18 protein-coding genes are annotated in these 22,316 nt (G+C 65.0%); 10 read left to right on the top strand and 8 right to left on the bottom strand.

Going from position 1 to position 22,316, the window contains the following annotated elements; genetic code table 11:
- The 7 genes from DY926_RS07180 to rsmA form a co-directional block, all read left to right on the top strand.
- A partial coding sequence (locus tag DY926_RS07180; protein WP_116702749.1) for a hypothetical protein occupies positions 1-439 on the top strand: 439 nt, incomplete at its 5' end.
- Positions 436-1,893: an FAD-binding oxidoreductase gene (locus DY926_RS07185; protein ID WP_116702750.1), complete on the top strand. Its 1,458-nt coding sequence runs from the start codon at positions 436-438 to the stop codon at positions 1,891-1,893. The genes DY926_RS07180 and DY926_RS07185, both read left to right, overlap by 4 nt.
- A 93-nt stretch (positions 1,894-1,986) precedes the next feature.
- Positions 1,987-3,153 (top strand): LPS export ABC transporter permease LptF, encoded by a 1,167-nt coding sequence (lptF, locus tag DY926_RS07190; protein ID WP_116702751.1) that lies wholly within the window; start codon positions 1,987-1,989, stop codon positions 3,151-3,153.
- Positions 3,150-4,265, top strand: a complete 1,116-nt coding sequence (gene lptG / locus DY926_RS07195) for an LPS export ABC transporter permease LptG (protein WP_116702752.1) — start codon at positions 3,150-3,152, stop codon at positions 4,263-4,265. The genes lptF and lptG overlap by 4 nt, the downstream gene beginning before the upstream one ends.
- Complete coding sequence (locus tag DY926_RS07200; RefSeq protein ID WP_116702753.1) at positions 4,265-6,658, top strand: LPS-assembly protein LptD; 2,394 nt, start codon at positions 4,265-4,267, stop codon at positions 6,656-6,658. Before lptG ends, DY926_RS07200 begins: the two co-directional genes overlap by 1 nt.
- A gap of 25 nt (positions 6,659-6,683) precedes the next feature.
- Positions 6,684-8,051, top strand: coding sequence for a peptidylprolyl isomerase (locus DY926_RS07205; RefSeq protein ID WP_186336106.1), 1,368 nt, complete (start codon positions 6,684-6,686; stop codon positions 8,049-8,051).
- Positions 8,052-8,058: 7 nt separating this feature from the next.
- A complete protein-coding gene (gene rsmA / locus DY926_RS07210; protein WP_116702755.1) occupies positions 8,059-8,907 on the top strand; it encodes a 16S rRNA (adenine(1518)-N(6)/adenine(1519)-N(6))-dimethyltransferase RsmA in 849 nt (282 codons plus the stop codon).
- Here rsmA and DY926_RS07215 read toward each other — a convergent pair.
- The 8 genes from DY926_RS07215 to DY926_RS07250 all read right to left on the bottom strand — a co-directional run bounded on the left by DY926_RS07215 (position 8,880) and on the right by DY926_RS07250 (position 16,887).
- Complete coding sequence (locus tag DY926_RS07215; protein WP_116702756.1) at positions 8,880-10,148, bottom strand: SAM-dependent methyltransferase; 1,269 nt, start codon at positions 10,146-10,148, stop codon at positions 8,880-8,882. The two genes, rsmA and DY926_RS07215, sit on opposite strands and share 28 nt — an antisense overlap.
- Positions 10,149-10,280: 132 nt before the next feature.
- A complete protein-coding gene (gene rplI / locus DY926_RS07220) occupies positions 10,281-10,871 on the bottom strand; it encodes a 50S ribosomal protein L9 (protein WP_116702757.1) in 591 nt (196 codons plus the stop codon).
- A 13-nt stretch (positions 10,872-10,884) separates the two neighbouring features.
- Complete coding sequence (gene rpsR / locus DY926_RS07225) at positions 10,885-11,160, bottom strand: 30S ribosomal protein S18 (protein WP_061271282.1); 276 nt, start codon at positions 11,158-11,160, stop codon at positions 10,885-10,887.
- A gap of 6 nt (positions 11,161-11,166) precedes the next feature.
- A complete protein-coding gene (rpsF, locus tag DY926_RS07230; protein ID WP_116702758.1) occupies positions 11,167-11,637 on the bottom strand; it encodes a 30S ribosomal protein S6 in 471 nt (156 codons plus the stop codon).
- Between the two features lie 179 nt (positions 11,638-11,816).
- Positions 11,817-12,419, bottom strand: a complete 603-nt coding sequence (locus tag DY926_RS07235; RefSeq protein WP_116702759.1) for a GNAT family N-acetyltransferase — start codon at positions 12,417-12,419, stop codon at positions 11,817-11,819.
- Positions 12,409-14,385: an RNA polymerase sigma factor RpoD gene (gene rpoD, locus DY926_RS07240; RefSeq protein ID WP_116702760.1), complete on the bottom strand. Its 1,977-nt coding sequence runs from the start codon at positions 14,383-14,385 to the stop codon at positions 12,409-12,411. Before rpoD ends, DY926_RS07235 begins: the two co-directional genes overlap by 11 nt.
- Positions 14,386-14,603: 218 nt before the next feature.
- On the bottom strand, positions 14,604-16,406 hold the full coding sequence (dnaG, locus tag DY926_RS07245) for a DNA primase (RefSeq protein ID WP_116702761.1): 1,803 nt from the start codon (positions 16,404-16,406) through the stop codon (positions 14,604-14,606).
- Positions 16,407-16,428: 22 nt separating this feature from the next.
- Positions 16,429-16,887, bottom strand: coding sequence for a GatB/YqeY domain-containing protein (locus DY926_RS07250; protein ID WP_116702762.1), 459 nt, complete (start codon positions 16,885-16,887; stop codon positions 16,429-16,431).
- 148 nt (positions 16,888-17,035) lie between these two features.
- On the opposite strand from DY926_RS07250, the gene carA reads away from it, so the two are divergent.
- From carA to greA, 3 genes are all read left to right on the top strand, one after another.
- Positions 17,036-18,433, top strand: a complete 1,398-nt coding sequence (gene carA / locus DY926_RS07255; protein ID WP_116702763.1) for a glutamine-hydrolyzing carbamoyl-phosphate synthase small subunit — start codon at positions 17,036-17,038, stop codon at positions 18,431-18,433.
- Positions 18,434-18,446: 13 nt separating this feature from the next.
- Positions 18,447-21,701, top strand: coding sequence for a carbamoyl-phosphate synthase large subunit (gene carB / locus DY926_RS07260; RefSeq protein WP_116702764.1), 3,255 nt, complete (start codon positions 18,447-18,449; stop codon positions 21,699-21,701).
- Positions 21,702-21,834: 133 nt separating this feature from the next.
- Positions 21,835-22,308 carry a transcription elongation factor GreA gene (gene greA / locus DY926_RS07265; protein ID WP_116702765.1) on the top strand — a complete coding sequence of 158 codons (474 nt, stop codon included), beginning with the start codon at positions 21,835-21,837 and terminating at the stop codon, positions 22,306-22,308.
- Positions 22,309-22,316: the final 8 nt, after the last annotated feature.

Consider the following 22,316-nt stretch of genomic DNA (forward strand, 5'->3'; position numbering starts at 1 on the left):
GCCCGCCCCCAAGCCCCGCGCGCCACGCACCAGCCGGGCCAGCACGGCGGCGGCCAAGGAAATACAGGATTCGCACGCGCGCATTTCCATGCTGACGGACAGCATCCGCAAGCTCGACCTGGAACTGCGCGATACCCGCGCGCATAACGCGGCCCTGCGCTCGGAACTGTACCAGACACAGCAGGCCCGCGCCGAAACGCAGGTGGCCCTGTCCATTGTGCAGAAACAGAGCCGCCAGCCCACCCGCCGTTCGGGCCTGCTGGTCGCGATCGCGCTGGGGCTGCTGACCGGCGTCGCCCTGACCGAAGCATGGCATACGCTTGTCTCGAGCAGCCCGGCGCAGGCCAGCGCCGCCTACCCGCCCGTGCACCATGGCGGGCAGGCATGGCTCCTGCCGCCGCTCCATTCCCCCTATCAGTCCGGAAATATGCTGTCATGACCGCATCCCCCTCCCCCACACTGGCCCGGCATGACCTGATCGCCCGCTTTACGGAGATAGTGGGGCCGACAGGCATCCTGACCGACGCGGCGGATACCGCGCCCTTCTGCACCGACTGGCGCGACCTGTATCACGGCCGCGCGCTGGCCGTGCTGCGCCCTGCCGATACCGAGGCCCTGTCGCGGATCGTGCGCCTGTGCGCCGAACATGACGTGCCGATGGTGCCGCAGGGCGGCAATACCAGCATGGTGGGCGGCGCCACGCCCGATGGCACCGGGCGGGAGGTCGTGATCTGCCTGTCACGCATGAACCGCATCCGCAACATCGACCCCCATGACCTGACCATGGAGGTGGAGGCCGGCGTTACGCTAAAGGCGGCGCAGGAAGCCGCGTGGGAGGCGGGATTCATGCTGCCGCTGTCCATCTCGTCCGAAGGTTCGGCGCAGATCGGCGGCGTGCTGGCCACCAATGCGGGCGGCAACAACACCCTGCGTTACGGCAATGCGCGCGAACTGGTGCTCGGCCTTGAGGCCGTCATGCCCGATGGCGGCGTGTTCCATGGCCTGCGCCGCCTGCGCAAGGACAATACCGGCTATGCCCTGCGGCAGTTGCTGGTTGGCTCGGAGGGGACGCTGGGCTTCATTACCACCGCCATCATGCAGCTCTCCCCCCAGCCGCGTGAAATCGTGGCCGCCCTGTGCGCGGTGGAAGATGCCGATGCGGCGCTGAAGCTGCTGGGCCTGCTGCGCGGGCGTGACCCGGCGCTGGTGCAGGCGTTCGAGTTCATGTCCGGCACGGGCATGGACCTGGTGACCAGCCTCATCCCCGCCACCTCCCTGCCGCTGGAGGAACGCGCACCGGCCTACGTGCTGGTCGAACTGGCCACGCCGCGCCCGGACGCGGAACTGCGCGAATATGCCGAGGGCGTTCTGGGCGATGCGCTGGAAGCGGGAATCATCACCGATGCCGTAATAGCCGAGAGCGAGGGCCAGCGCGCGGGGCTGTGGAAACTGCGCGAGGAACATGCCGAGGCCCAGCGCCGCGCGGGGGCGAGCGTCAAGAACGACGTATCGGTGCCCGTAAGCCATGTGCCCGAACTGATAAAGCGTGCGACAGCGGCCTGCACGGCGCTGATACCGGGCATCCGCCCCGCGCCGTTCGGCCATATGGGCGATGGCAACATCCACTTCAACCTGGTGCAGCCCGAAGGCATGGCGCCGGAGGCGTTCCTGGCCCGCAGCCATGACATCATGGACACGGTGGCCGCGATCGTGAAGGAACTGGACGGCTCCTTCTCCGCCGAGCACGGGGTGGGCCAGCTCAAGCCCTACATGATGCCCGCATGGCGTGGCGGCGCGGAACTGGCGGCCATGCGCCACATCAAGGCGGCACTTGACCCGCGCAACCTCATGAACCCCGGCAAGGTCCTGCCCCCTGCCACACAGGACGCATGACGCCACGGCACAGGCATGTAACAGACTGTTCGCGCATCCATGCGTGGGGGGATCACCCCTTTTGCCCCGGCGGGAACGGGGCTAGACAGGGGCATGCCTGTCGTCCGCCCCGTTCCTGACCGCCTTGCGCCACGCCTGTCGATTCTGGACCGCTACGTGCTGCGCCAGCTCCTGCTGGCGCTCGTGGCCAGCACCGGCGCGCTGGCAACCCTGATCTGGCTGACCCAGTCGCTGCATTTCGTATCACTCGTGGTCGGGCGGGGGCTTTCGCTGCGCGTGTTCCTGGAGCTGACCAGCCTGCTGATTCCCTCCTTCGTCGCGGTCATCCTGCCGATCACGACCTTCGTGGTGGTGCAGTTCATCTACCAGCGCCTTGGCACCGACCGCGAACTGACCGTGATGCAGGCGGCGGGACTGTCACCATTCATGATGGCGCGGCCGGGGCTGTTCTGCGCGGCCATCGCCACGGGGCTGTGCCTGGTGCTGAATGTGTGGGTCGTGCCGGTTTCCTACCATGCCTTCCGCCAGTACGAATTCCAGATCCGCAACCGCATGGCCGCCTTCCTGATACAGGACGGGGTCTTCACGCAGGTATCGGACAACATGACTGTCTATATCCGTGAACGCGCCAAGGACGGCACGCTGCGCGGCATCATGGTGGAAGATGACCGCACCCCCGGCGCGGAAGCCACGATACTGGCGGAAAAGGGCACGCTGGTCATCAATGACGAACAGCCGCATGTGGTCCTGTTCAACGGCTCGCGGCAGGAGATCGACAGCCATACCGGGCGGCTCAACGTGCTGACCTTCGCGCGCAACACCATTGACCTGTCCAGCCCGCACGGGTCGCACACCCGCCTGCCAGACGCCAATGAACTCTCGATCGCGCAGCTCCTGCACCCGGACATGCGCCAGTATTCCCCCCGTGATGAAAGCAAGATGTTCATCGAGGCATGGCGCAGGCTCAGCACGCCGTTCTGCGCATTTTCATTCGCCATGATCGGCCTGCTGGGGGCGATGGGCGGCACCTATTCCCGCCAGGCCAGCATCGTGCGCCCCGTGCTGGCCATACTGGGCATCGTGGCCGTGCAGGCGCTGACGCTGATGGTGCAGAACCTTGCATCGCGCAACCTGCACCTCATGCCGCTTATGTGGATATGCACGCTGGGGCCGGGCGTGATCTGCGCCTTCATCCTTTTCGTGCCGGAATTCCGGTCGGATCGTGAACCGCTGGTCCGTGTGGGCAGCCCCCGCGCATGAGGCCCGCCTTCACCCTGTCGGTCTATATCGCGCGGCAGTTCACCTATGCCACGCTGGCCGTGATCATGTTCCTGACCGGGCTGATCACGATGTTCGACTTCATCGACCTGCTGCGCCGCGTCTCCACCCGGCCCAACGTGCCCACATCTCTGGTCAGCGAGATCGCGCTGCTGCACGTGCCGTTCGCCTGCCTCGAGATCCTGCCCTTCGGGGTGCTGCTGGGCGGCATCATCTGCTTCTGGCGGCTGGCGCGGTCGTCCGAACTGGTGGTGGCGCGGGCGGCCGGTATCTCGGCATGGCAGTTCCTGACGGGGCCGATCATCTGCGCGGTGCTGATCGGGGCGACGGCGACCACCTGTGTCTCGCCCCTGTCCTCCATCATGTACCGCCGGGCGGAGGCACTGGACCGGCAGTACCTGCGCGACAATAACGGCAAGTCCCTCAACCTGAGCGGCGGCACGCTGTGGCTGCGCCAGGGCGATAACGGGCTGGTGGACCATGGGGTGGACATCATCCACGCCCGGCATGTCAGGCTGAGCGGGGGCGTGCTGCATCTGGGCGCCATAACCATATTCCGCATGGGGCCGGATGACGGGCTGATCACCCGGCTGGAGGCCGATAACGGCTATCTGGGCAAGGGGCGGTGGATACTGAACGCCACCCACCAGCTCCGCCCCGACGAACTGCCCGAGGACATGGGCCGCGTTACCCTGCCCGCCGACCTGACACTGGCGGGGGTGGAGGAAAGTTTTGCCTCCCCCGACACGTTATCCGTCTGGGCGCTGCCGGGCTTCATCCGCCAGCTCAACCGCTCCGGCTTTTCCACCATCCGCCACCGGCTGCATTTCCAGACCCTGCTGACCCTGCCCGTGCTGTCGGGCACCATGGCGCTGGTGGCGGCGGGATTTTCCATGCGGCCCGCCCGCCGGGGTGGCGTCGTGCGCATGATCAGCTTTGGCGTGGCGGCTGGTTTTGCGCTGTTTGCCATATCCAAGATCGCGGCGCAGTTTGGTGAAACGGGTGCCCTTCCCCCCCTGCTGGCAGCGTGGGCGCCAACAGGGGCGGGGCTTTGTCTTGCAGTCACGCTACTTCTTCATCTAGAGGACGGTTAATGTCCCGTCCCCCTCCCCTTCCGCGCGCGCCATTACCGCTACGGCCCGGCGTCGCCCCGCGGCGGTTTCCGCGCGGGGCGCTGTTCTGCGCGACCATGCTGGGGGGGATCGCGCTGGGGCTGGGGGCACAGACGCCACAGGCCCGCGCGGATGCGCCCAAGCGCAGCATGCCCATCCACGCCCCCAAAAGCCAGCCACAGGCCCCGGTGACGTTTTCGGGCACGGTGTCCAACACCGACCCGATGACCTTCCAGGCCGACCATGTCTCCTATGACAGCAGGAACGGCATCGCGACATGGACCGGCAATGTCCAGATCTGGCAGAATGACCAGATCATGCGGGCGGACAAGGTCATATACGACCGCAATACCGGCATCGCCTCAGCCCGTGGCAACGTGGCGATGGTGGAGCCGGACGGGACCGTGCTGTTCACGGATTACGCGGAACTGAGCAACGGCATGCGCGATGGCATCATGACGCGCATGTACGCCCAGATGTATGACAACGCCCGGCTGGCGGCCAATGGTGTGCGCCGCACGGGCGGCAAGGTGAGCGACCTGACCCGCGTGGTCTATACCGCGTGCGAGATCTGCGCCCGCCACCCCGAGCGCGCGCCCTTCTGGCAGATCCGCGCCTATGACGCCACGCATGACATGCAGCACAAGCGCATGGAGTTCCGTGATGCGTTCGTGGACTTCTTCGGGGTGCCGATTTTCTACCTGCCCACCTTCTCCATGACCGACCCGTCGGTGCGGCGGCAGAGCGGCTTCCTGACCCCCGGCTTCACGCCCCATAACCGCTACCTGGGCACCTATGTCACCATTCCCTATTACTGGGTGCTGGACAAGCAGTCGGACGTCACGCTGGAGGGGCTGTTCTCCACCCGTACCGGCCCGCAGATCAGCGCGAATTACCGCCGCTATTTCAGCAACGCGCGGCTGAACATCAACGCGGGCATCGCGTATGACACGCATCATGACATAAGCTACACCAACACCTTCGGCCAGCAGGTCGAAAGCGCGGACAACCACGGTGTGCAGGGCTACTTCTTCGGCAGCGGCCAGATCGCGCTGAACAAGACATGGCGCGCGGGCGCGAACATACGCTGGGCCAGTTCGCCCAACTACATGCGCGACTACCGCGTAACCGGCTACGGGCAGGATACGCTCAATTCCAACGTCTATCTCGAAGGGTTCGGAACGGGGTCATATTCCCGCATCGACGCGGAAGCCTATCAGGGCCTGAACCAGGGCATCATCCACAACCACGACCTGCCATGGGTGCTGCCGCGCTACACCTACAGCTATTTCGGCAGGCCCGATGCGTGGGGCGGGCGGTTCAGCCTCGATACGACGGATTTCTACGTCTATCGTAACAATGGCACGTCGGACCAGCGCGGGCAGCTTTCGCTCAACTGGGACCGGCCGTTCCATAACAAGCTGGGCCAGATCTGGGACCTGACCCTGCATGTCGAATCCGCCATCCACCGCGCCACCCAGCTCAACCAGCAGCCCAACTACGCCGGCACCACGCGCGCGCAGGTGGAGGGGCAGGTCCTGCCCACCATCGGGCTGAAAATGAACTGGCCGTTCCTGCGCAGCTTCAACCACAATACGGGCACGCAGATACTTGAGCCGATCGTGCAGTTCCTGGCCGCCCCCAACACGGGCAACAGCACGTCACGGAACATACCGAACGAAGACAGCCTGACCTACGAATTCACGGATTCGACGCTGTTCGCCATCAACCGCTACCCCGGCACCGACCGGCTGGATGGTGGGCTGCGCGCCAATGTCGGCCTGCACAACAACTGGACATGGAACGGCCACCAGATTGACGTGCTGATTGGCGAGAGCTTCCAGGAGCATGTCGATCACAACCGCATCCCCTATTCCGGGCTGGGCCACCACCTGTCGGATGTGGTGATGGGCACGCACATGGTGCCCAACCAGTTCTTTGATTTCGACGGCAAGATGCGGCTCGACCCGTATGCGGGCAAGGTGGACTTTGGCGATGCGCTGGGCAGCGCGGGTTTCCGGCATTTCCGCGTGACGGGTGGCTACCTGTTCGAGCCGGTGACCCCATATTATTATTATGCCGAAAGGTCATATACCAACACACCGCCCGCCATTTACTATAAGCCGGTGAGCGAACTGACGGTGGGGGCTGCCTCCAACTGGGATCACTGGCATCTGGCCGCCTACCTGCGCCGGAGCCTGTCGCGCAATGAAAGCGTGTCGGTTGGTGGCGATGCCGGGTTCCAGAATGACTGTTTCGGGCTGGATGTCATGTATCTCAAGCAGTACACCACGATTGGTGGCCAACAGAGCAATTCGACCGTAATGTTCTCCCTTACGTTCAAAACCATCGGTACATTTGGTATGAATGGCTGACCTGATGCGTGAAAGACCGAGCCGGATGTCCTTCTTCCCCGCCACCCGTGGCGCTGCCCTTCCCCCCGTACCACGCCGTGGCCGTGCGCTGGCGCTCGCCCTGCTGGCAGGGATGGTGCTGGTGGGGCATGGACCGGCGGCGTCCGCCCGTTCGGCCCGCTCCATTGCCCAGCAGGCGCAGGCGGCGGAAGACCAGGACGCCATCATCGCCACCGTCAACGGTTCGGTGCTGACCAAGCGCGATGTCGATACGCGCGGCCGCCTGTTCGCCCTGTCCTCGGGCCTTGATGTCAGCGATGACATCATGCAGCGCCTGCGCCCGCAGATCGTGCGCCAGCTGATCGACGAACGGCTGCGCATGCAGGAAATGCTCGACCGCCACATCAACGTGCCGATCAAGCAGATTGCCGACGCCATATCCGGCATCGAGCAGCGCAACGGCATGCCCGAGAACACGCTGCGCAATAAGCTGGCGGAAGATGGCGTGTCCCTGACCACCCTGATCGACCAGATCCGCGTGCAGCTTGGCTGGACGCAGGTGCTGCGGCAGGAAACGGGCGAGCGCGGGCGTATTACCGCATCCGAGATCGAACAGCGCATGGCCGCGCTGAAGCGTGAGGACGGCAAGCCGGAATACATGATCAGCGAGATCTTCGTTCCCGTCGAAGATCCGCGCCATACGGAAAACGAGCTAAAATTTACCGAAACCATCATTCAGGAACTGCGTGAGGGCGCGCCGTTCCCCATCGTGGCCGCGCAGTTCTCACAGGGGCAGAGCGCGCTTGAAGGCGGCATGATGGGCTGGATGCAGGAAGACGGGCTTGACCCGCAGGTGGTGGAAGTGGCGCGCCAGATGCCCGATGGCGCCATTTCCAACCCCATCCGCGTGGCGGGTGGCTATGTCATCGCCACCATTGCCGAGCGGCGGACCGTGGGCCACCAGATGGCCACCATCATATCCATGCGTCAGGCCTTCTTCCCCTTCGATGTGCCGCTTGACCCGGAAAACCCGACCGACCAGCAGAAGGCGGCACTTGACCAGGCCAACACCTTCTCCACCGCCGCCAAGAACTGCGACCAGGTGGAAGCACAGAACAAGAAGCTGGGGGAAAAGCACCCGAGTGATCCGGGCGAGCTGATGCTGAACCGGCTCAACCCGCGCATGCGCGAGGTCATTGACCCCCTCGCCCCCGGTCAGGCCAGCCATCCGCTGGTGTCGGAAGACGGGATCGTGGTGCTGATGGTCTGCTCGCGTGAGGAGCGCAACATCGCCATCCAGACCCCCAGCGAGATTGCCGACCACCTGCTGAACGAACGCGTGGAACAGACATCACGCCAGCTCAACCGCGATCTCCAGCGCAAGGCGATCATTGACATGCGCTCGAAGTCCTGACCCCAGCATGACCATACTGGAACGGCCACAGGGCCTTGAGCCGCTGCGCGAGACCATTGCGCGGCACGGGCTGGATGCACGCAAGGCGCTGGGGCAGCACTTCCTGCTCGATCCCGGCATTACCGCGCGGATCGCCTCGCTTGCGGGGGATCTGGCCGGGCAGCATGTGGTGGAAGTCGGCCCCGGACCGGGCGGGCTGACCCGCGCACTGCTGGATACGGATGCAGCCGGTATCATCGCGGTGGAGGTGGATACCCGCGCCGTGGCCGTCATTTCGGAACTGGCGGCACAGGTTCCCGGTCGGTTGCGCGTGATCGAGGCCGACGCCATGCGTCAGGACCTGAGCACGCTCTGCCCCGCGCCACGGCAGATCATTGCGAACCTGCCCTATAATGTCGGCACGCCGCTGCTTGTGGGCTGGCTGCGACAGGCCAGCGCATGGACGCGGCTGACGCTCATGTTCCAGCAGGAAGTGGCCGAGCGCATATGCGCCGCCCCCGGCTCATCCCATTACGGCCGGCTGGGCGTGCTGGCGCAGTGGACGTGTCGCTGCGGCATGCTCATGCATATTCCACCGGGGGCGTTCTCTCCCCCACCCAAGGTCCACTCGGCCGTGGTGGGCCTGATCCCGCATGCCGGGCAGCCCGATGCGGAACTGTTCCGCGCGATGGAGCGCATTACGGCAGCAGCTTTCGGCCAGCGGCGCAAGATGCTGCGTGGCGCGCTGAAATCGGTGGGGGGCGAGGCCCTGCTGTCCGAAGCCGGGATTGATGGCAGCCGCCGGGCGGAAACGCTGGACATTGCGGAATTCGACCGCCTTGCCCGTATTCACGCCCGCAATACCGCCGCTTCGTAAAACGGGGAGGCCGCACCCTCGCGGTGCGCTGCCGCCACCGGGCTGTGGCCCATCATGTAATCCCGTGCGAGCGGCACGGCATCAATCTCACGCGTAAGCTGCAACTGGAAATTCAGGTGCCCCTGCACGCGGAAGGCCAGTTCGGACACCACGAGATAGAATTCGAACATGCGGCAGAAGCGCGCGTCATACATCCGCGCGATCAGTTCCCGCCGCGCTGCGAACCGGCTGCGCCAATGGGCGATGGTACGGGCGTAATGCAGCCGCCAGATCTCGCAGTCCGTCATCCATAACCCCGCGCGTTCCACTGCGCCCACCGCCTCGCTCACCGCCGGGGAATAGCCACCGGGGAAGATGTAGCGGTCAATCCACGGGTTGGTCACGCCCGGCCCTTCCACCCGCCCGATGGAATGCAGCACCATAACACCCGCAGGCTTCAGCGCACGGCGCATGGCGTCAAAGAACAGCCCGTAATGGGCAACGCCCACATGCTCGAACATGCCGATGGAAATGATCCGGTCGTACTGGTGCACCACGGCGCGATAATCCAGCAGTTCAAAGCGTATCCGCCCTTCCAGCCCGGCTTCTCGCGCGCGCTGGCGGGCAATGTGCAACTGCTCCACCGACAGGGTGATGCCCGTGACGCGCGCCCCGTAATCGCGCGCCAGTGTCAGCGCCATGCCGCCCCACCCGCAGCCGACATCCAGCACGCTCATACCGGGGTGCACCAGGTGCAGCTTGGCGGCAAGGTGGTGTTTCTTGGCGGACTGCGCCTGTTCCAGCGTTTCGTTCCCGGTGGGAAAGTAACCGCAGGAATACTGCATGTCCTCATCAAGAAAAAGCCGGTAGAGCCTGCTGTCCAGATCGTAATGATGCGCGACATTCCGCCGGGCGCGCCGCAGGGTATTATTCTGGAGCCATTTGCGCGCCATGTAGCGCATGGTGGAGAAAAAACGCTCCCCCGCCGGGCTGCGCTCCATCACGTTGAGCATGAGCACATGCAGCAGGTCATACAGCGTGCAGTCCACGGGCAGCAGAGTGCCCGCCATGTAAGCCTCGCCCACCTTCAGCGCGGGGTCGAGCAGCAGGGCGCGGGCCGTGGCGCGATCGGCAATCCACATGCCCGCGCGTGGCCCGGGCCGCCCCGTATAGACCCGCCTGTCCCCACCCGGATAATGGACTTCCAGCCGCCCGCTGGTAATGAAATGCGCAAAGGCCCGGTCCAGCAGTACAGACGCCATCGGCCTACCCTCCTTGCCCAAGCACTCCCGCAGGTAGAACGCACCAGTCCCGAAAACGGCAAAAGCCCGGAAGAGTTTCCTCTTCCGGGCTTCCGTATCTCCGTCCGCCCGTGGGGCGGCGTATCTGATCGTTCAGACGGCGGGCGCTTCCTCGATGGCGGTTTCTTCCGAAACCTCACCTTCGGTCACGATGCCTTCTTCGGCCAGGGTCGGTTCGTCGTCACGATCGACGCCGATTTCCTCACCACGTGCCTGACGTTCCGCTTCTTCCTCGGAACGGGCGACGTTTACGGTCACCTGCATCGCCACTTCCGGGTGCAGGGCAACGCGCACGTCATACAGGCCAAGCTGCTTGATCGGCTCGGGCAGCACCACCTGGTTGCGGGTGATGCTCAGGCCAGCCTTGGTCGCGGCTTCGGCGATGTCACGGGTGGTGACGGAGCCATACAGGCTGCCGCTGTCGCCGGCCTGACGGATCAGGATGACGGACAGGCCGTGCATGCGCTCGGACAGGCGCTCGGCCTCCTCGCGGTTCTTGAGGTTCTGGGCCTCAAGCTGCACGCGCTCACGCTCGAAACGCTCGCGGTTGTGCGCGTTGGCGCGGATCGCCTTGCCCTGGGGCAGCAGGAAGTTACGGGCGTAACCCGGCTTCACCGTGACGATCTCGCCCATCTGGCCCAGCTTCTCGACGCGCTGGAGCAGAATGAGTTCTACTGCGGACATGTTCCTGCCTCCCTCAGCTTACAATGTAGGGCAGCAAGGCCAGGAAACGGGCGCGCTTGATGGCCTGGGCCAGTTCGCGCTGCTTCTTGGCGGAGACTGCCGTGATGCGGCTGGGAACGATCTTGCCACGCTCGGACAGGAAGCGGCTCAGCAGGCGCACGTCCTTGTAGTCGATCTTCGGCGCGTTGGGGCCGGAGAACGGGCAGGACTTGCGACGACGGTAGAAGGGACGACGCGCGCCAACCGCAACGCGGCGGGCGGCGGGATTGATCTCGGTAGTTTCGGACATCAGCTCTTACTCCGCTTCGGCGCTGACGCGCTGCTGTTCTTCACGCTCGTTACGGGCGCGGAACTCCTCGCGGTCATCGAAACTGCGGCGGGGACGGCCGCTTTCGAACCGGCCCGAGGGCTTGGGCCCACGGAAGCCACGCTCACGCTCATCGCCCTTGCGCGACAGGATGACGGACGGTGCCTCGTCAATCTCGTCCACACGCAGGGTCAGCACGCGCAGCACATCTTCATTCAGGCCGAGCTGGCGCTCGATTTCCTTGATGGCGGCGGGAGACGCGTCAAGACCCAGAAGCATGTAATGCCCCTTGCGGTTCTTCTTGATACGGTAGGCCAGCGTGCGCAGGCCCCAGTATTCGCGCTTCTTGACAGAGCCGGATTCCGACTCAAGCTGGGTCGCGATGCCATCAGCAATGGCCTCGACCTGCTGCTGCGACACGTCATTACGTGCGATCAGCACGACTTCATACAACGGCATTGGTACTCCCTTCGGATCACTTCAACCCCGCATGGACGGACACGGTCCGCCATGTTGCCCAGTGGGCACGGGTATAGCCGGGCGCGATGCCACACACCCGGCAGGGAAGGAGCGGGTTGAAACACAAACCCGCCCATTAGACAAGAAAAAAGTGCAGGCCGTCCCTGCCCCGCGCGGGTTCAGGCCACCCGCAGGCGGGCGGGCAGCGGCAGGCCCAGGGCATCGGGGATGGCCCAGATTTCATGGATGGTCCTGACCTTGCGAAACCCCGCGCGCAGATAGGTCGGCAGCGCGCGCGGATGGTCGGCCGAACAGGTGTTGACCCTGACCGCCGCGGGCCGCGCCTGCCATGCGCGCGCGACCATGTGGTGCAGGAAGACACGCCCGATCCCGCGCCCGATCCACGCGGGCAGCAGGCCGAAATAGGCAATGTTCACATCCGGCCCGTGGCGGCTGTCCAGTTCGCAGAACCCTGCGGGAATGGTGCCGTCATAAAGTACATGCACCCCGATGCCGGGGCTGGACAGCAGGCGGGCCAGTTCCGGGTCGGGCATGACCCGACGCAGCCACCAGCAGTAATCCCGCCCCACCGCGTCATACAGGCCGCGATACCAGCCCACATCGGGGCGCGCGACCTGCCGGATACCATAGCCCCACGGCAGGGCTGGCGGATGGGCGGGGGGCTGACGGTCCATGCACAGGAACGTAATGTCCACGCCAATCTGTGTTCCACCGCCGCCGGGTTCTTCCCGCGCGGCGGCACATGGAACCTCAGTTATCATCAAGGAACGAGCGCAGCTTGCGGCTCCGGCTGGGATGCTTGAGCTTGCGCAGCGCCTTGGCCTCGATCTGGCGGATACGTTCGCGCGTGACGTTGAACTGCTGGCCGACCTCCTCCAGCGTGTGGTCGGTGTTCATGCCAATGCCAAAGCGCATGCGCAGCACGCGTTCCTCACGCGGGGTAAGGGATGACAGCACCCGCGTCGTGGCTTCACGCAGGTTGGTCTGGATGGCGGCGTCAAGCGGGATGACGGCCGTCTTGTCCTCGATGAAGTCACCAAGATGGCTGTCTTCCTCGTCCCCGATCGGGGTTTCAAGGGAGATCGGCTCCTTGGCGATCTTGAGCACCTTGCGCACCTTTTCCAGCGGCATGCCCAGCTTCTCGGCCAGTTCCTCGGGGGCTGGCTCACGCCCGATCTCGTGCAGCATCTGGCGCGAGGTGCGGACCAGCTTGTTGATCGTCTCGATCATGTGGACCGGGATACGGATGGTCCGTGCCTGATCGGCGATGGAACGGGTGATGGCCTGGCGTATCCACCACGTGGCGTAGGTGGAGAACTTGTAGCCACGGCGGTATTCGAATTTGTCCACCGCCTTCATCAGGCCGATATTGCCTTCCTGAATCAGGTCAAGGAACTGCAGGCCGCGATTGGTGTATTTCTTGGCGATCGAGATCACGAGCCGCAGGTTGGCCTCGATCATTTCCTTCTTGGCGCGCGCGGAGTCACGCTCCCCGCGTGAGACGGTGGCATAGACGCGGCGGAACTCGCCCACCGGCAGGCCGGTTTCCTGCGTCAGCTCGGCCACCTGGTTGCGCAGGCGCACCACGGTCTCGCCATGCTTGGCGAGGAAGTTCTTCCATGACTTGCCCGGCAGCGTGGCCACCATGTCCAGCCAGCCGGGATCAAGTTCGCGGCCGCGATATTTCAGCAGGAAGTCATCACGCGAGACGCGGGTGCTTTCCGCCAGACGCAGCATGCGGCCTTCCAGACCGTTCAGGCGCTGGAAGATTTCCTTCAGGTGCTCGACCAGCACCTCGATCCGGGCATTATGCAGGTGAACCTGCTGCACCTTGCCCACCAGTTCCTGACGGAGCTGCTCGTAGCGGCCTTCATCCTCGGCGGAGATTTCGGCGCCAGCGGTGAATTTCTCCAGCCGCTCGGCCTGCACCGTGTGCAGTGCTGCGTACAGGGCCTCGATTTCCTGAAACTGTTCAAGGATCTCGGGCTTGAGCTTTTCTTCCAGCGCGGAAAGCGACAGGCCGGCACCTTCACCTTCGCCCTCGCCTTCGGCTTCCTCGGCCTCGTCATTATCGGCGTTCTCGCCCTCGGCAAAGGCGTCCTCGCCCTCGGCCGATTCGACGGGATCGTTGCCGCCGGACTGCATGGCCTCAAGGTCAACGATGTCGCGCAGCAGCATCTCACCGGCCTTGAGCCGCTCATGCCACGAAATGATGGCGCGGAAGGTCAGCGGGCTTTCGCACAGCCCGCCGATCATCTCGTCACGACCGGCCTCGATACGCTTGGCGATCGCAATTTCGCCCTCACGCGACAGCAGCTCGACCGAGCCCATTTCGCGCAGGTACATGCGCACCGGGTCATCGGTGCGGCCCAGGCTTTCGGTATCGACGTTACCGGCAGGAGTTTCCTCGCTTTCGCTTTCCTCCTCCTCGGTGCTGTCCTCGCTTTTGGTTTCGGCGGCGGGGGCGGCCTCGGTATCGTCGTTATCTTCGTTCTCGACAACCTGCATACCCATTTCCGACAGGGCCGCCATCACGTCCTCTATCTGTTCGGAAGACATCTGGTCCTGCGGCAGGACGGCATTCAGTTCGTCAAACGTGATGTAACCGCGTTCCTTGCCGCGGGCGATCAGTTTCTTGACGGCGCCGGACCGGGTGTCCAGCAGGGTTGTATCGTTGTCCTGATCCCCTGAAGCCGTGTCCGTACCCGTGGCTGTCTTTGTCGCCATGCCCGATCAATCCCCACCCAGCAAATCCGTGTTACGCGCGCGTGGCCAACCTGCCCGCGCACGGTTGGCGCGTCCGTTCCGCCTGTCAGTTCACAGGGAAACAGAATGCTGCCAATTATACCGTTTTCATCTGCATTTGTCTGGTGCAGGTGGTCGATAACATGGCCGAAGTCAAGGGCAGGCGCTGTGCATTTGATGTAATCGGGTTATTTTCCGCGCTATCCATCCACTTCATTTCCACCCCGCCGCAGGGTGTCCAGCGCCAGAAGGCGGGTACGCAGGCTCTGCCATGCGGCCTCGTCCACCTGCCCCGCGCACAGGCGCTCGGTATCGGCGCGGACTTCGGCGGCAAAACGCTCGACATTGAGCAGCGCGTAGAAATGCCACCATTCATGGCGGGAGTCGGTGCCAAAAACATCATCATCCGCCTGCCCGCGCGTGCGCCGCCCGCGTATGGCGCGCACACGCTGGCATATGTCCCCCAGCCCGGCGCGTGACAGGGTGGCCGCCAGCTCATCTGGCGGGGGCAGGCTGGCGCTGGCGTCGTACAGGTCCAGCAGTTCCTCCCGCAGGGCCGCGAGGTCGGCAGGCAGTTCAAGGCGGCAATAGGCGTCCTGCACCTCAGCCAGCACGCCGGGCTGCTCGAGTATGATGGCGCTGAGGATGCACTGGCGCTGCAGGTCCGCGTCCAGCGTTGCGACCGGGGTGGCGGCAGCCATCGGCCTTGCCGCCCCACCACGCCCGCCGGAGCGGCGGAATGTCTCGAAAAAACTGTCCAGCAAAGTGGAGCGGTATTCGGACGCCAGCGCCTTGTCCGGGATCAGGGCCGCGACCTCCACCAGCCTGCGGCGCAAGGCGGCGCGCTGTTCGGGGCCGGGGTTGCGCACCCCCTCGCTCAGCAGGCCGAACAGGACCTGCCCCATCGGGCGCGCGCTTGTGACAAGCGCCTCCATGGCCGCCGGGCCATCACGGCGCAGCAGGCTGTCGGGGTCCTCCCCTTCGGGCAGGACGCAAAAACGCAGCGTCCGGTCCACATTCAGCAGGGGCAGCGCGGTTTCCGCCGCCTTCACCGCCGCGCGCTGTCCTGCGGCATCACCGTCAAAACACAGTACCGGGGCGGGGGCGACCTGCCACAGGGCTTCCATCTGTTCCGCCGTCAGCGCCGTGCCAAGGGGGGCGACCGCACCACCAAACCCGGCCTGGTGCAGGGCGATCACGTCCATATACCCCTCGACCACCAGCAGTTCGGCGCCAGCGCCCCTGCCGCCGCGCACGGCCTCACGCGCGCGGTCGAGACCGAACAGCACCCGGCGCTTGGAAAACAGGGCGGTTTCGGGACCGTTGAGGTATTTGGGCTGGCCATCGCCAAGGATGCGTCCGCCAAAGGACACCAGCCTGCCGCGCCGGTCACGGATGGGAAAGGTCACACGGTTGAAAAACAGTTCACGCTGCGGGACGCCGTTTTCATCCGCGCGCATCACACCCGCATCGCGCAGCATGGCGGGGGTTATGTCCAGCGCCGCCATTTCCGCCGCCAGCCCGCCGCGCCCCTCGCCCGACCAGCCGAGGCCGAAGGCGGCGATGGTCTCGTCCGTCAGGCCACGGCCACGCAGGTAGGCCAGGCCCTCACGCCCTTCCGGCTGGTAGAGCCTGCGCTGCCATGACGCCTGCACCGCCTCGAGCACATCGCCCAGCGTGCGGGCTCGCTCGGCCTGTTCCCGCCGCACGGGGTCGGGCTTTGGCATTTCCATGCCCGCGGCGGTGGCCAGTTCCTCCACCGCTTCGGGAAAGGAACGGCCCTCGCTCTGCATGACAAAGGTGATGACATCACCATGCGCCTGGCAGCCGAAGCAGTGGTAATGGTCATCATAGACATAGAACGATGGCGTCTTTTCCCCATGGAAGGGGCAGCATGCCTTCCAGTTCCGTCCCGAGCGCACCAGCTTCGTCCGCCGCCCGATGACCGGGGCGATGGGCGTGCGGGCGCGCAGTTCATCAAGGAAGGCGGGGTCAAGCGCCATCGGGCAGTGTCTCCGGCAGCCGTTATACCGAAAGCTGCGCGCGCACGACAGCGCTCGCGCGTGCGGGGTCGAGGGCCGCGCCAAACTGTTCCTTCAGCGCGCCCATGACCTTGCCCATGTCCTTCATGGATGTGGCGTCGGTGCGTTCGATGGCTTCGCGCACGGCGGCCTCGATGGTGGCGTCGTCCAGGTCGGGGGGCAGGTAGTCACGGATCACGGCGATTTCCGCCTCTTCCTTTTCCGCCAGTTCGGGGCGACCGCCCTTGACGTACAGCGCCGCCGATTCCGTGCGGGACTTGACCATGCCGCGCAGCATGGAAATCACGGCCTCGTCGCTGACCTCATCCTCGCCCTTGGCCCGCCCGGCGATATCGACATCCTTCAGCTTTGCGGTGATCATGCGGATGGTGCCGACCTTTTCGCTCTGGCCCGCCTTCATGGCTGCTTTCAGATCATCCTTGAAACGTGCGCGCAGGGACATGACTGTCAACTCCTCTGCCCGGCGGGGGCACGATGCCCTTCATGCCGGGAATAATTTTCCCATGGTCCTGATGTGCCGGTATGTGGGAATTTTCTTCCCAACCGGGCAGGACGCTGTTAGGCAATACTCCCGGAAGGGACATCATCCAATGCCGATGACGATAGAAAACATTATCGAGCGCCTTGGCGGCGCCGAACAGGCCGCGCGCCTGACCGGCGTCAGCACCGAGGCCATTCGCAAATGGCGGCAGGCGCGCGCCATACCGCCCAAGCACTGGACAACCGTGCTGCGCGCAACCGGCCTGTCACTGTCCGACCTGCAACCCGCCACAGAATCCGACCGACCGGAGCCCCCGATGAGCACGCCAAACCCGCCCGCACCGGCCGACAGGCCCAAAGCCGCGACAGCCGCCCTGATCCTGGCCGATGGCACCGTCCTGTGGGGGCGTGGATTCGGCGCATATGGCACGGATGCGGCCATTGGCGAGATCTGCTTTTCCACCGGCATGACCGGCTATCAGGAAACGCTGACCGATCCGTCATTCGCCGGGCAGATCATCACCTTCACCTTCCCCCATATCGGCAATACCGGCGCCACGGCGGAAGATGATGAAGCCGACCGCGTACGGGCCCGCGCGCTGGTGGTGAAGGAAGACCTGACCGCGCCGGCCAACTGGCGCGCTACCGAGTCGCTCGATGCATGGCTCAAGGAACGCAACATTCCGGGCATCTGCGGCATCGACACCCGCGCCATCACCCTGCGCATCCGTGACGGCGGGCCGCAGACCGCTGTCGTCGCCTACCCCGAGGATGGCAATTTCGACCTGCCCGCCCTGCAGGCCCGCGCACGCCAGTGGCCGGGGCTGGAAGGGATGGACCTTGCACGCGAAGTCACCTGTGCCGCCCCCTACGCATGGACCGAGGGTGTATGGAAGTGGCCGCATGGCACCGAACCCCTGCCCGCGAAGCGGCGTAAGGTGGTCGCGGTCGATTACGGGGCCAAGCGCAACATCCTGCGCTGCCTGGCGTCCGCCGGGTGTGATGTGACCGTGGTACCCGCCACCGCCACGGCGGAGGAGATACTGGCGCTCGACCCCGCGGGCGTGTTCCTGTCCAACGGACCGGGCGACCCGGCGGCCACGGCCGAATACGCGGTCCCCGCCATCCGTGGCGTGCTGGAAGCGGGCAAGCCGCTGTTCGGCATCTGCCTTGGTCACCAGCTTCTGGCGCTGGCGCTGGGCGCCACGACCTACAAGCTGGCGCGCGGCCACCGGGGGGCGAACCAGCCGGTCAAGGACCTGGCGACGGGCAAGGTGGAAATTACCAGCCAGAACCATGGTTTTGCGGTGGATGAAAAATCCCTGCCCGCCGATGTGCGCGCGACCCATGTCAGCCTGTTCGATGGCTCGAACGAAGGGATCACCACCAGCCGCTACCCGGCCTTTTCGGTGCAGTACCACCCCGAGGCCAGCCCCGGCCCGTCCGACAGCCATTACCTGTTCCGCCGCTTTGTCGATCTGATCGACACCACAACCAAAGCTGCCTGAAAGCCGACCCGAAATGCCAAAACGGACAGACATAAGCTCCATCCTGATTATCGGCGCCGGCCCGATCGTGATCGGCCAGGCGTGCGAATTCGACTATTCCGGCGCGCAGGCCTGCAAGGCCCTGAAGGAAGAGGGCTACCGCGTCATTCTGGTCAACTCCAACCCCGCCACGATCATGACCGATCCGGGGCTGGCGGATGCGACCTATATCGAGCCGATCACCCCGGAATTCGTCGAGCGCATCATCGAGCGTGAAAAGCCCGACGCCGTGCTGCCCACCATGGGCGGCCAGACCGCGCTGAACACGGCCATGGCGCTGGACAAGTCCGGCTTCCTGAAAAAGCACGGGGTTGAACTGATCGGCGCGAACGCCGAGGTGATCGACCGGGCCGAGGACCGCCAGAAATTCCGCGAGGCGATGGACGCCATCGGCATCGAAAGCCCGCGCAGCCTGATCGCCCATTCGCTGGAGGAAGCCCGCGCGGCGCTGGGCAATGTGGGCCTGCCCGCGGTCATCCGCCCGTCCTTCACCATGGGTGGCTCGGGCGGCGGCATCGCCTACAACCGCGAGGAATTCGACCGCATCGTCACCTCCGGCCTCGACGCCTCCCCCACCACGGAAGTCCTGATCGAGGAATCCGTGCTGGGCTGGAAGGAGTACGAGATGGAGGTCGTGCGCGACAGCGCGGACAACTGCATCATCATCTGCTCCATCGAGAATATCGACCCGATGGGCGTGCATACCGGTGATTCCATCACCGTGGCCCCCGCCCTGACCCTGACGGACAAGGAATACCAGCGCCTGCGTGACATGTCGCTGGCCTGCCTGCGCAAGATCGGGGTGGAAACGGGTGGCTCGAACGTGCAGTTCGGCATCAACCCCGTTGATGGCCGCGTGGTGGTGATCGAGATGAACCCGCGCGTGTCACGCTCCTCGGCACTTGCGTCCAAGGCGACGGGCTTCCCCATCGCAAAGGTCGCGGCCAAGCTGGCGGTGGGCTACACGCTGGATGAACTGACCAACGACATTACCGGCAGCACCCCGGCATCGTTCGAGCCGACGATTGATTATGTCGTGGTCAAGATCCCGCGCTTCACGTTCGAGAAATTCCCTGGCACGCCCGCCCTGCTCTCCACCAGCATGAAATCGGTTGGCGAGGCGATGGCCATTGGCCGCTCCTTCCCCGAGGCGCTGCAGAAGGGCCTGCGCTCGATGGAAATCGGGCTGGCGGGCCTCGACCCGGTTGAAGAACCGGGCGATGGCGGCCCCGATGCGTTCCGCGCCGCACTCTCCCAGCCCCGGCCCGAGCGCATCCTCATGGCAGCGCAGGCCCTGCGCGCAGGGCTGAGCGTGGAAGACATCCACGATGCCTGCCGGTTCGAGCCGTGGTTCCTGCGCGAACTGGCCAAGATTGTCGCGGCCGAGCACACGGTCATGCGCGACGGCCTGCCCGAGGACGCCGACAGCCTGCGTGCGCTCAAGTCCATGGGCTTTTCGGACACCCAGCTTGCCCGCCTGTCCGGCACCAATGCGGATGAAATCGCGAAGCTGCGCGAAGGCCGTGGCGTGTTGCCGGTCTACAAGCGCATCGACACCTGCGCGGGTGAGTTCGCATCCCCCACGCCGTACATGTATTCCACCTATGAAGGTGGGTACGGCGTGCCGGAATGTGAAAGCCGCCCGACGGACCGCAAGAAGATCGTCATCCTTGGTGGCGGTCCGAACCGCATCGGCCAGGGGATCGAGTTCGACTACTGCTGCGTCCATGCCGCCTACGCCCTGCGTGAGGCCGGTTTCGAGACGATCATGGTCAACTGCAACCCCGAGACCGTCTCGACCGACTACGACACGTCCGACCGCCTGTATTTCGAGCCGCTGACGGCCGAAGACGTGATCGCCCTGATCCGCCGCGAGCAGGAAAACGGCACGGTCCTGGGCTGCATCGTGCAGTACGGTGGCCAGACGCCGCTCAAGCTGTCGCATGCGCTGGAGGCCGCGGGCATCCCGCTGCTCGGCACGCCCGCCGATTCGATCGACCGGGCCGAGGACCGTGAGCGCTTCCAGGCCATGCTGCACAAGCTGGGCCTGCGCCAGCCCGCCAACGGCATCGCCCGCAGCCCGGCGGAAGCCGAGGCCGTGGCCGAGAAGATCGGTTACCCGGTGGTGGTCCGCCCGTCCTACGTGCTGGGCGGGCGCGCGATGGAAATCGTGCATGACCGCGCCAGCCTGCAGCGCTACATGCGCGTGGCCCTGCAGCTTGCGGGCGCGGAAGTGGCCAACGGCCCGGTGCTGATCGACCATTACCTGAACGACGCGATCGAGGCGGATGTGGACTGCATCGCCGATGGCGACGAGGTGTACGTGGCCGGCGTGATGGAACATATCGAGGAAGCGGGCATCCATTCGGGTGACAGCGCATGTTCGCTGCCCCCCTATACGCTCTCCCCCGCCATCGTGACCGAACTCAAGGCCCAGACCGAAGCCATGGCGCGCGAGCTTGGCATTGTCGGCCTGATGAACGTGCAGTACGCGATCAAGGGGCAGGAGATCTTCGTGCTGGAGGTCAACCCGCGTGCCTCGCGCACCGTGCCGTTCGTGGCCAAGGCGACGGGCGTTCCGGTGGCCAAGATCGGCGCACGGGTCATGGCGGGCGCGAAGCTGGGCGAATTCCGGCTTGATGACCGCGCCGTCGCCCCGCATGTGGCGGTGAAGGAAGCGGTCTTCCCGTTTAACCGCTTCCCCAACGTGGATACGATCCTTGGCCCCGAGATGCGCTCCACGGGCGAGGTGATGGGCCTTGATGCCTCGTTCGAGCGCGCCTTCGCCAAGTCACAGCTTGCCGCGGGCGTGAAGCTGCCGCTGTCGGGCACGGTGTTCCTGTCCGTGCGTGACAGTGACAAGGCGGCCGTGAAGTCACTGGGCCGTCGCCTGTCGGACATGGGCTTCACCATCATGGCCACGCGCGGCACCGCCACCTGCCTGCGTGAGGCCGGGGTGAACGTGCGCGTGGTCAACAAGGTGCTGGAAGGCCGACCGAACTGCGTGGACGCCATCCGCTCGGGCGAGATCCAGATGGTCATCAACACCGCGCAGGGCGCGCAGGCGGTTACGGACAGCTTTGACATCCGCCGCTCCGCGCTGACGCATGGCATCCCGCACTACACCACCATCGCGGGCGCGCGGGCCGCGACGCATGCCATTTCGGCCATGCGTGAGGGGGTTCTTGAAGTCGCGCCACTTCAATCCTATTTTAAAGGATCATTCTGAGCGTATCGCACCCACGCGGGCGTCCTGCCGGTTCATACACCGGCGGGATGCCCGCGTGGGACCGCATGCGATATGCCGGGTACGGCAACCAACAGTCAGTTATGGAAACTGACCTTCACCTCGGGGACAAATCTTGCAGAAATTTCCGATGACAGGCCCCGGCCTGCAACGGCTTGAAGACGAACTGCGCAAGCTCAAGAGTGAAGAACGCCCCGCGATCATACGCGCGATTGCCGAGGCGCGCAGCCATGGCGACCTGTCGGAAAACGCGGAATACCATGCCGCGCGTGAACGCCAGTCCTTTACCGAAGGGCGCATTCAGGAACTGGAGGAAATCGTCTCCTCCGCCGAGGTGATCGACCCGGCCACCCTGTCGGGCGACCAGGTGAAATTCGGCGCCCGCGTGAAGCTGGTGGATGAGGAAACCGACAAGGAAGCCACCTACCAGATCGTGGGCGTGTACGAAGCCGACATCAAGCAGGGGCTGCTGTCCATTTCCTCGCCGCTGGCCAAGTCGCTGATCGGCAAGAGCATTGGTGACAGCGTATCCGTGCCCGCCCCCGGCGGCGACCGGACCTATGAAATCCTGGAAGTCACCTACGGCTAGGCATACAT

Origin of the sequence: Komagataeibacter melaceti (assembly GCF_003403295.1) — a bacterium.
In the GTDB taxonomy this organism is placed as follows: domain Bacteria; phylum Pseudomonadota; class Alphaproteobacteria; order Acetobacterales; family Acetobacteraceae; genus Komagataeibacter; species Komagataeibacter melaceti.

Coding starts and splice junctions, on each gene's coding strand:
- carB (WP_116702764.1), top strand. CDS start 18,447: ATGCCAAAACGGACAGACATAAGCTCCATCCTGATTATCGGCGCCGGC.
- rpoD (WP_116702760.1), bottom strand. CDS start 14,385: ATGGCGACAAAGACAGCCACGGGTACGGACACGGCTTCAGGGGATCAG.
- DY926_RS07250 (WP_116702762.1), bottom strand. CDS start 16,887: ATGTCCCTGCGCGCACGTTTCAAGGATGATCTGAAAGCAGCCATGAAG.
- carA (WP_116702763.1), top strand. CDS start 17,036: ATGCCGATGACGATAGAAAACATTATCGAGCGCCTTGGCGGCGCCGAA.
- DY926_RS07185 (WP_116702750.1), top strand. CDS start 436: ATGACCGCATCCCCCTCCCCCACACTGGCCCGGCATGACCTGATCGCC.
- dnaG (WP_116702761.1), bottom strand. CDS start 16,406: ATGGCGCTTGACCCCGCCTTCCTTGATGAACTGCGCGCCCGCACGCCC.
- lptF (WP_116702751.1), top strand. CDS start 1,987: ATGCCTGTCGTCCGCCCCGTTCCTGACCGCCTTGCGCCACGCCTGTCG.
- rplI (WP_116702757.1), bottom strand. CDS start 10,871: ATGTCCGCAGTAGAACTCATTCTGCTCCAGCGCGTCGAGAAGCTGGGC.
- DY926_RS07205 (WP_186336106.1), top strand. CDS start 6,684: ATGTCCTTCTTCCCCGCCACCCGTGGCGCTGCCCTTCCCCCCGTACCA.
- DY926_RS07200 (WP_116702753.1), top strand. CDS start 4,265: ATGTCCCGTCCCCCTCCCCTTCCGCGCGCGCCATTACCGCTACGGCCC.
- lptG (WP_116702752.1), top strand. CDS start 3,150: ATGAGGCCCGCCTTCACCCTGTCGGTCTATATCGCGCGGCAGTTCACC.
- rpsF (WP_116702758.1), bottom strand. CDS start 11,637: ATGCCGTTGTATGAAGTCGTGCTGATCGCACGTAATGACGTGTCGCAG.
- rpsR (WP_061271282.1), bottom strand. CDS start 11,160: ATGTCCGAAACTACCGAGATCAATCCCGCCGCCCGCCGCGTTGCGGTT.
- rsmA (WP_116702755.1), top strand. CDS start 8,059: ATGACCATACTGGAACGGCCACAGGGCCTTGAGCCGCTGCGCGAGACC.
- DY926_RS07215 (WP_116702756.1), bottom strand. CDS start 10,148: ATGGCGTCTGTACTGCTGGACCGGGCCTTTGCGCATTTCATTACCAGC.
- DY926_RS07235 (WP_116702759.1), bottom strand. CDS start 12,419: ATGATAACTGAGGTTCCATGTGCCGCCGCGCGGGAAGAACCCGGCGGC.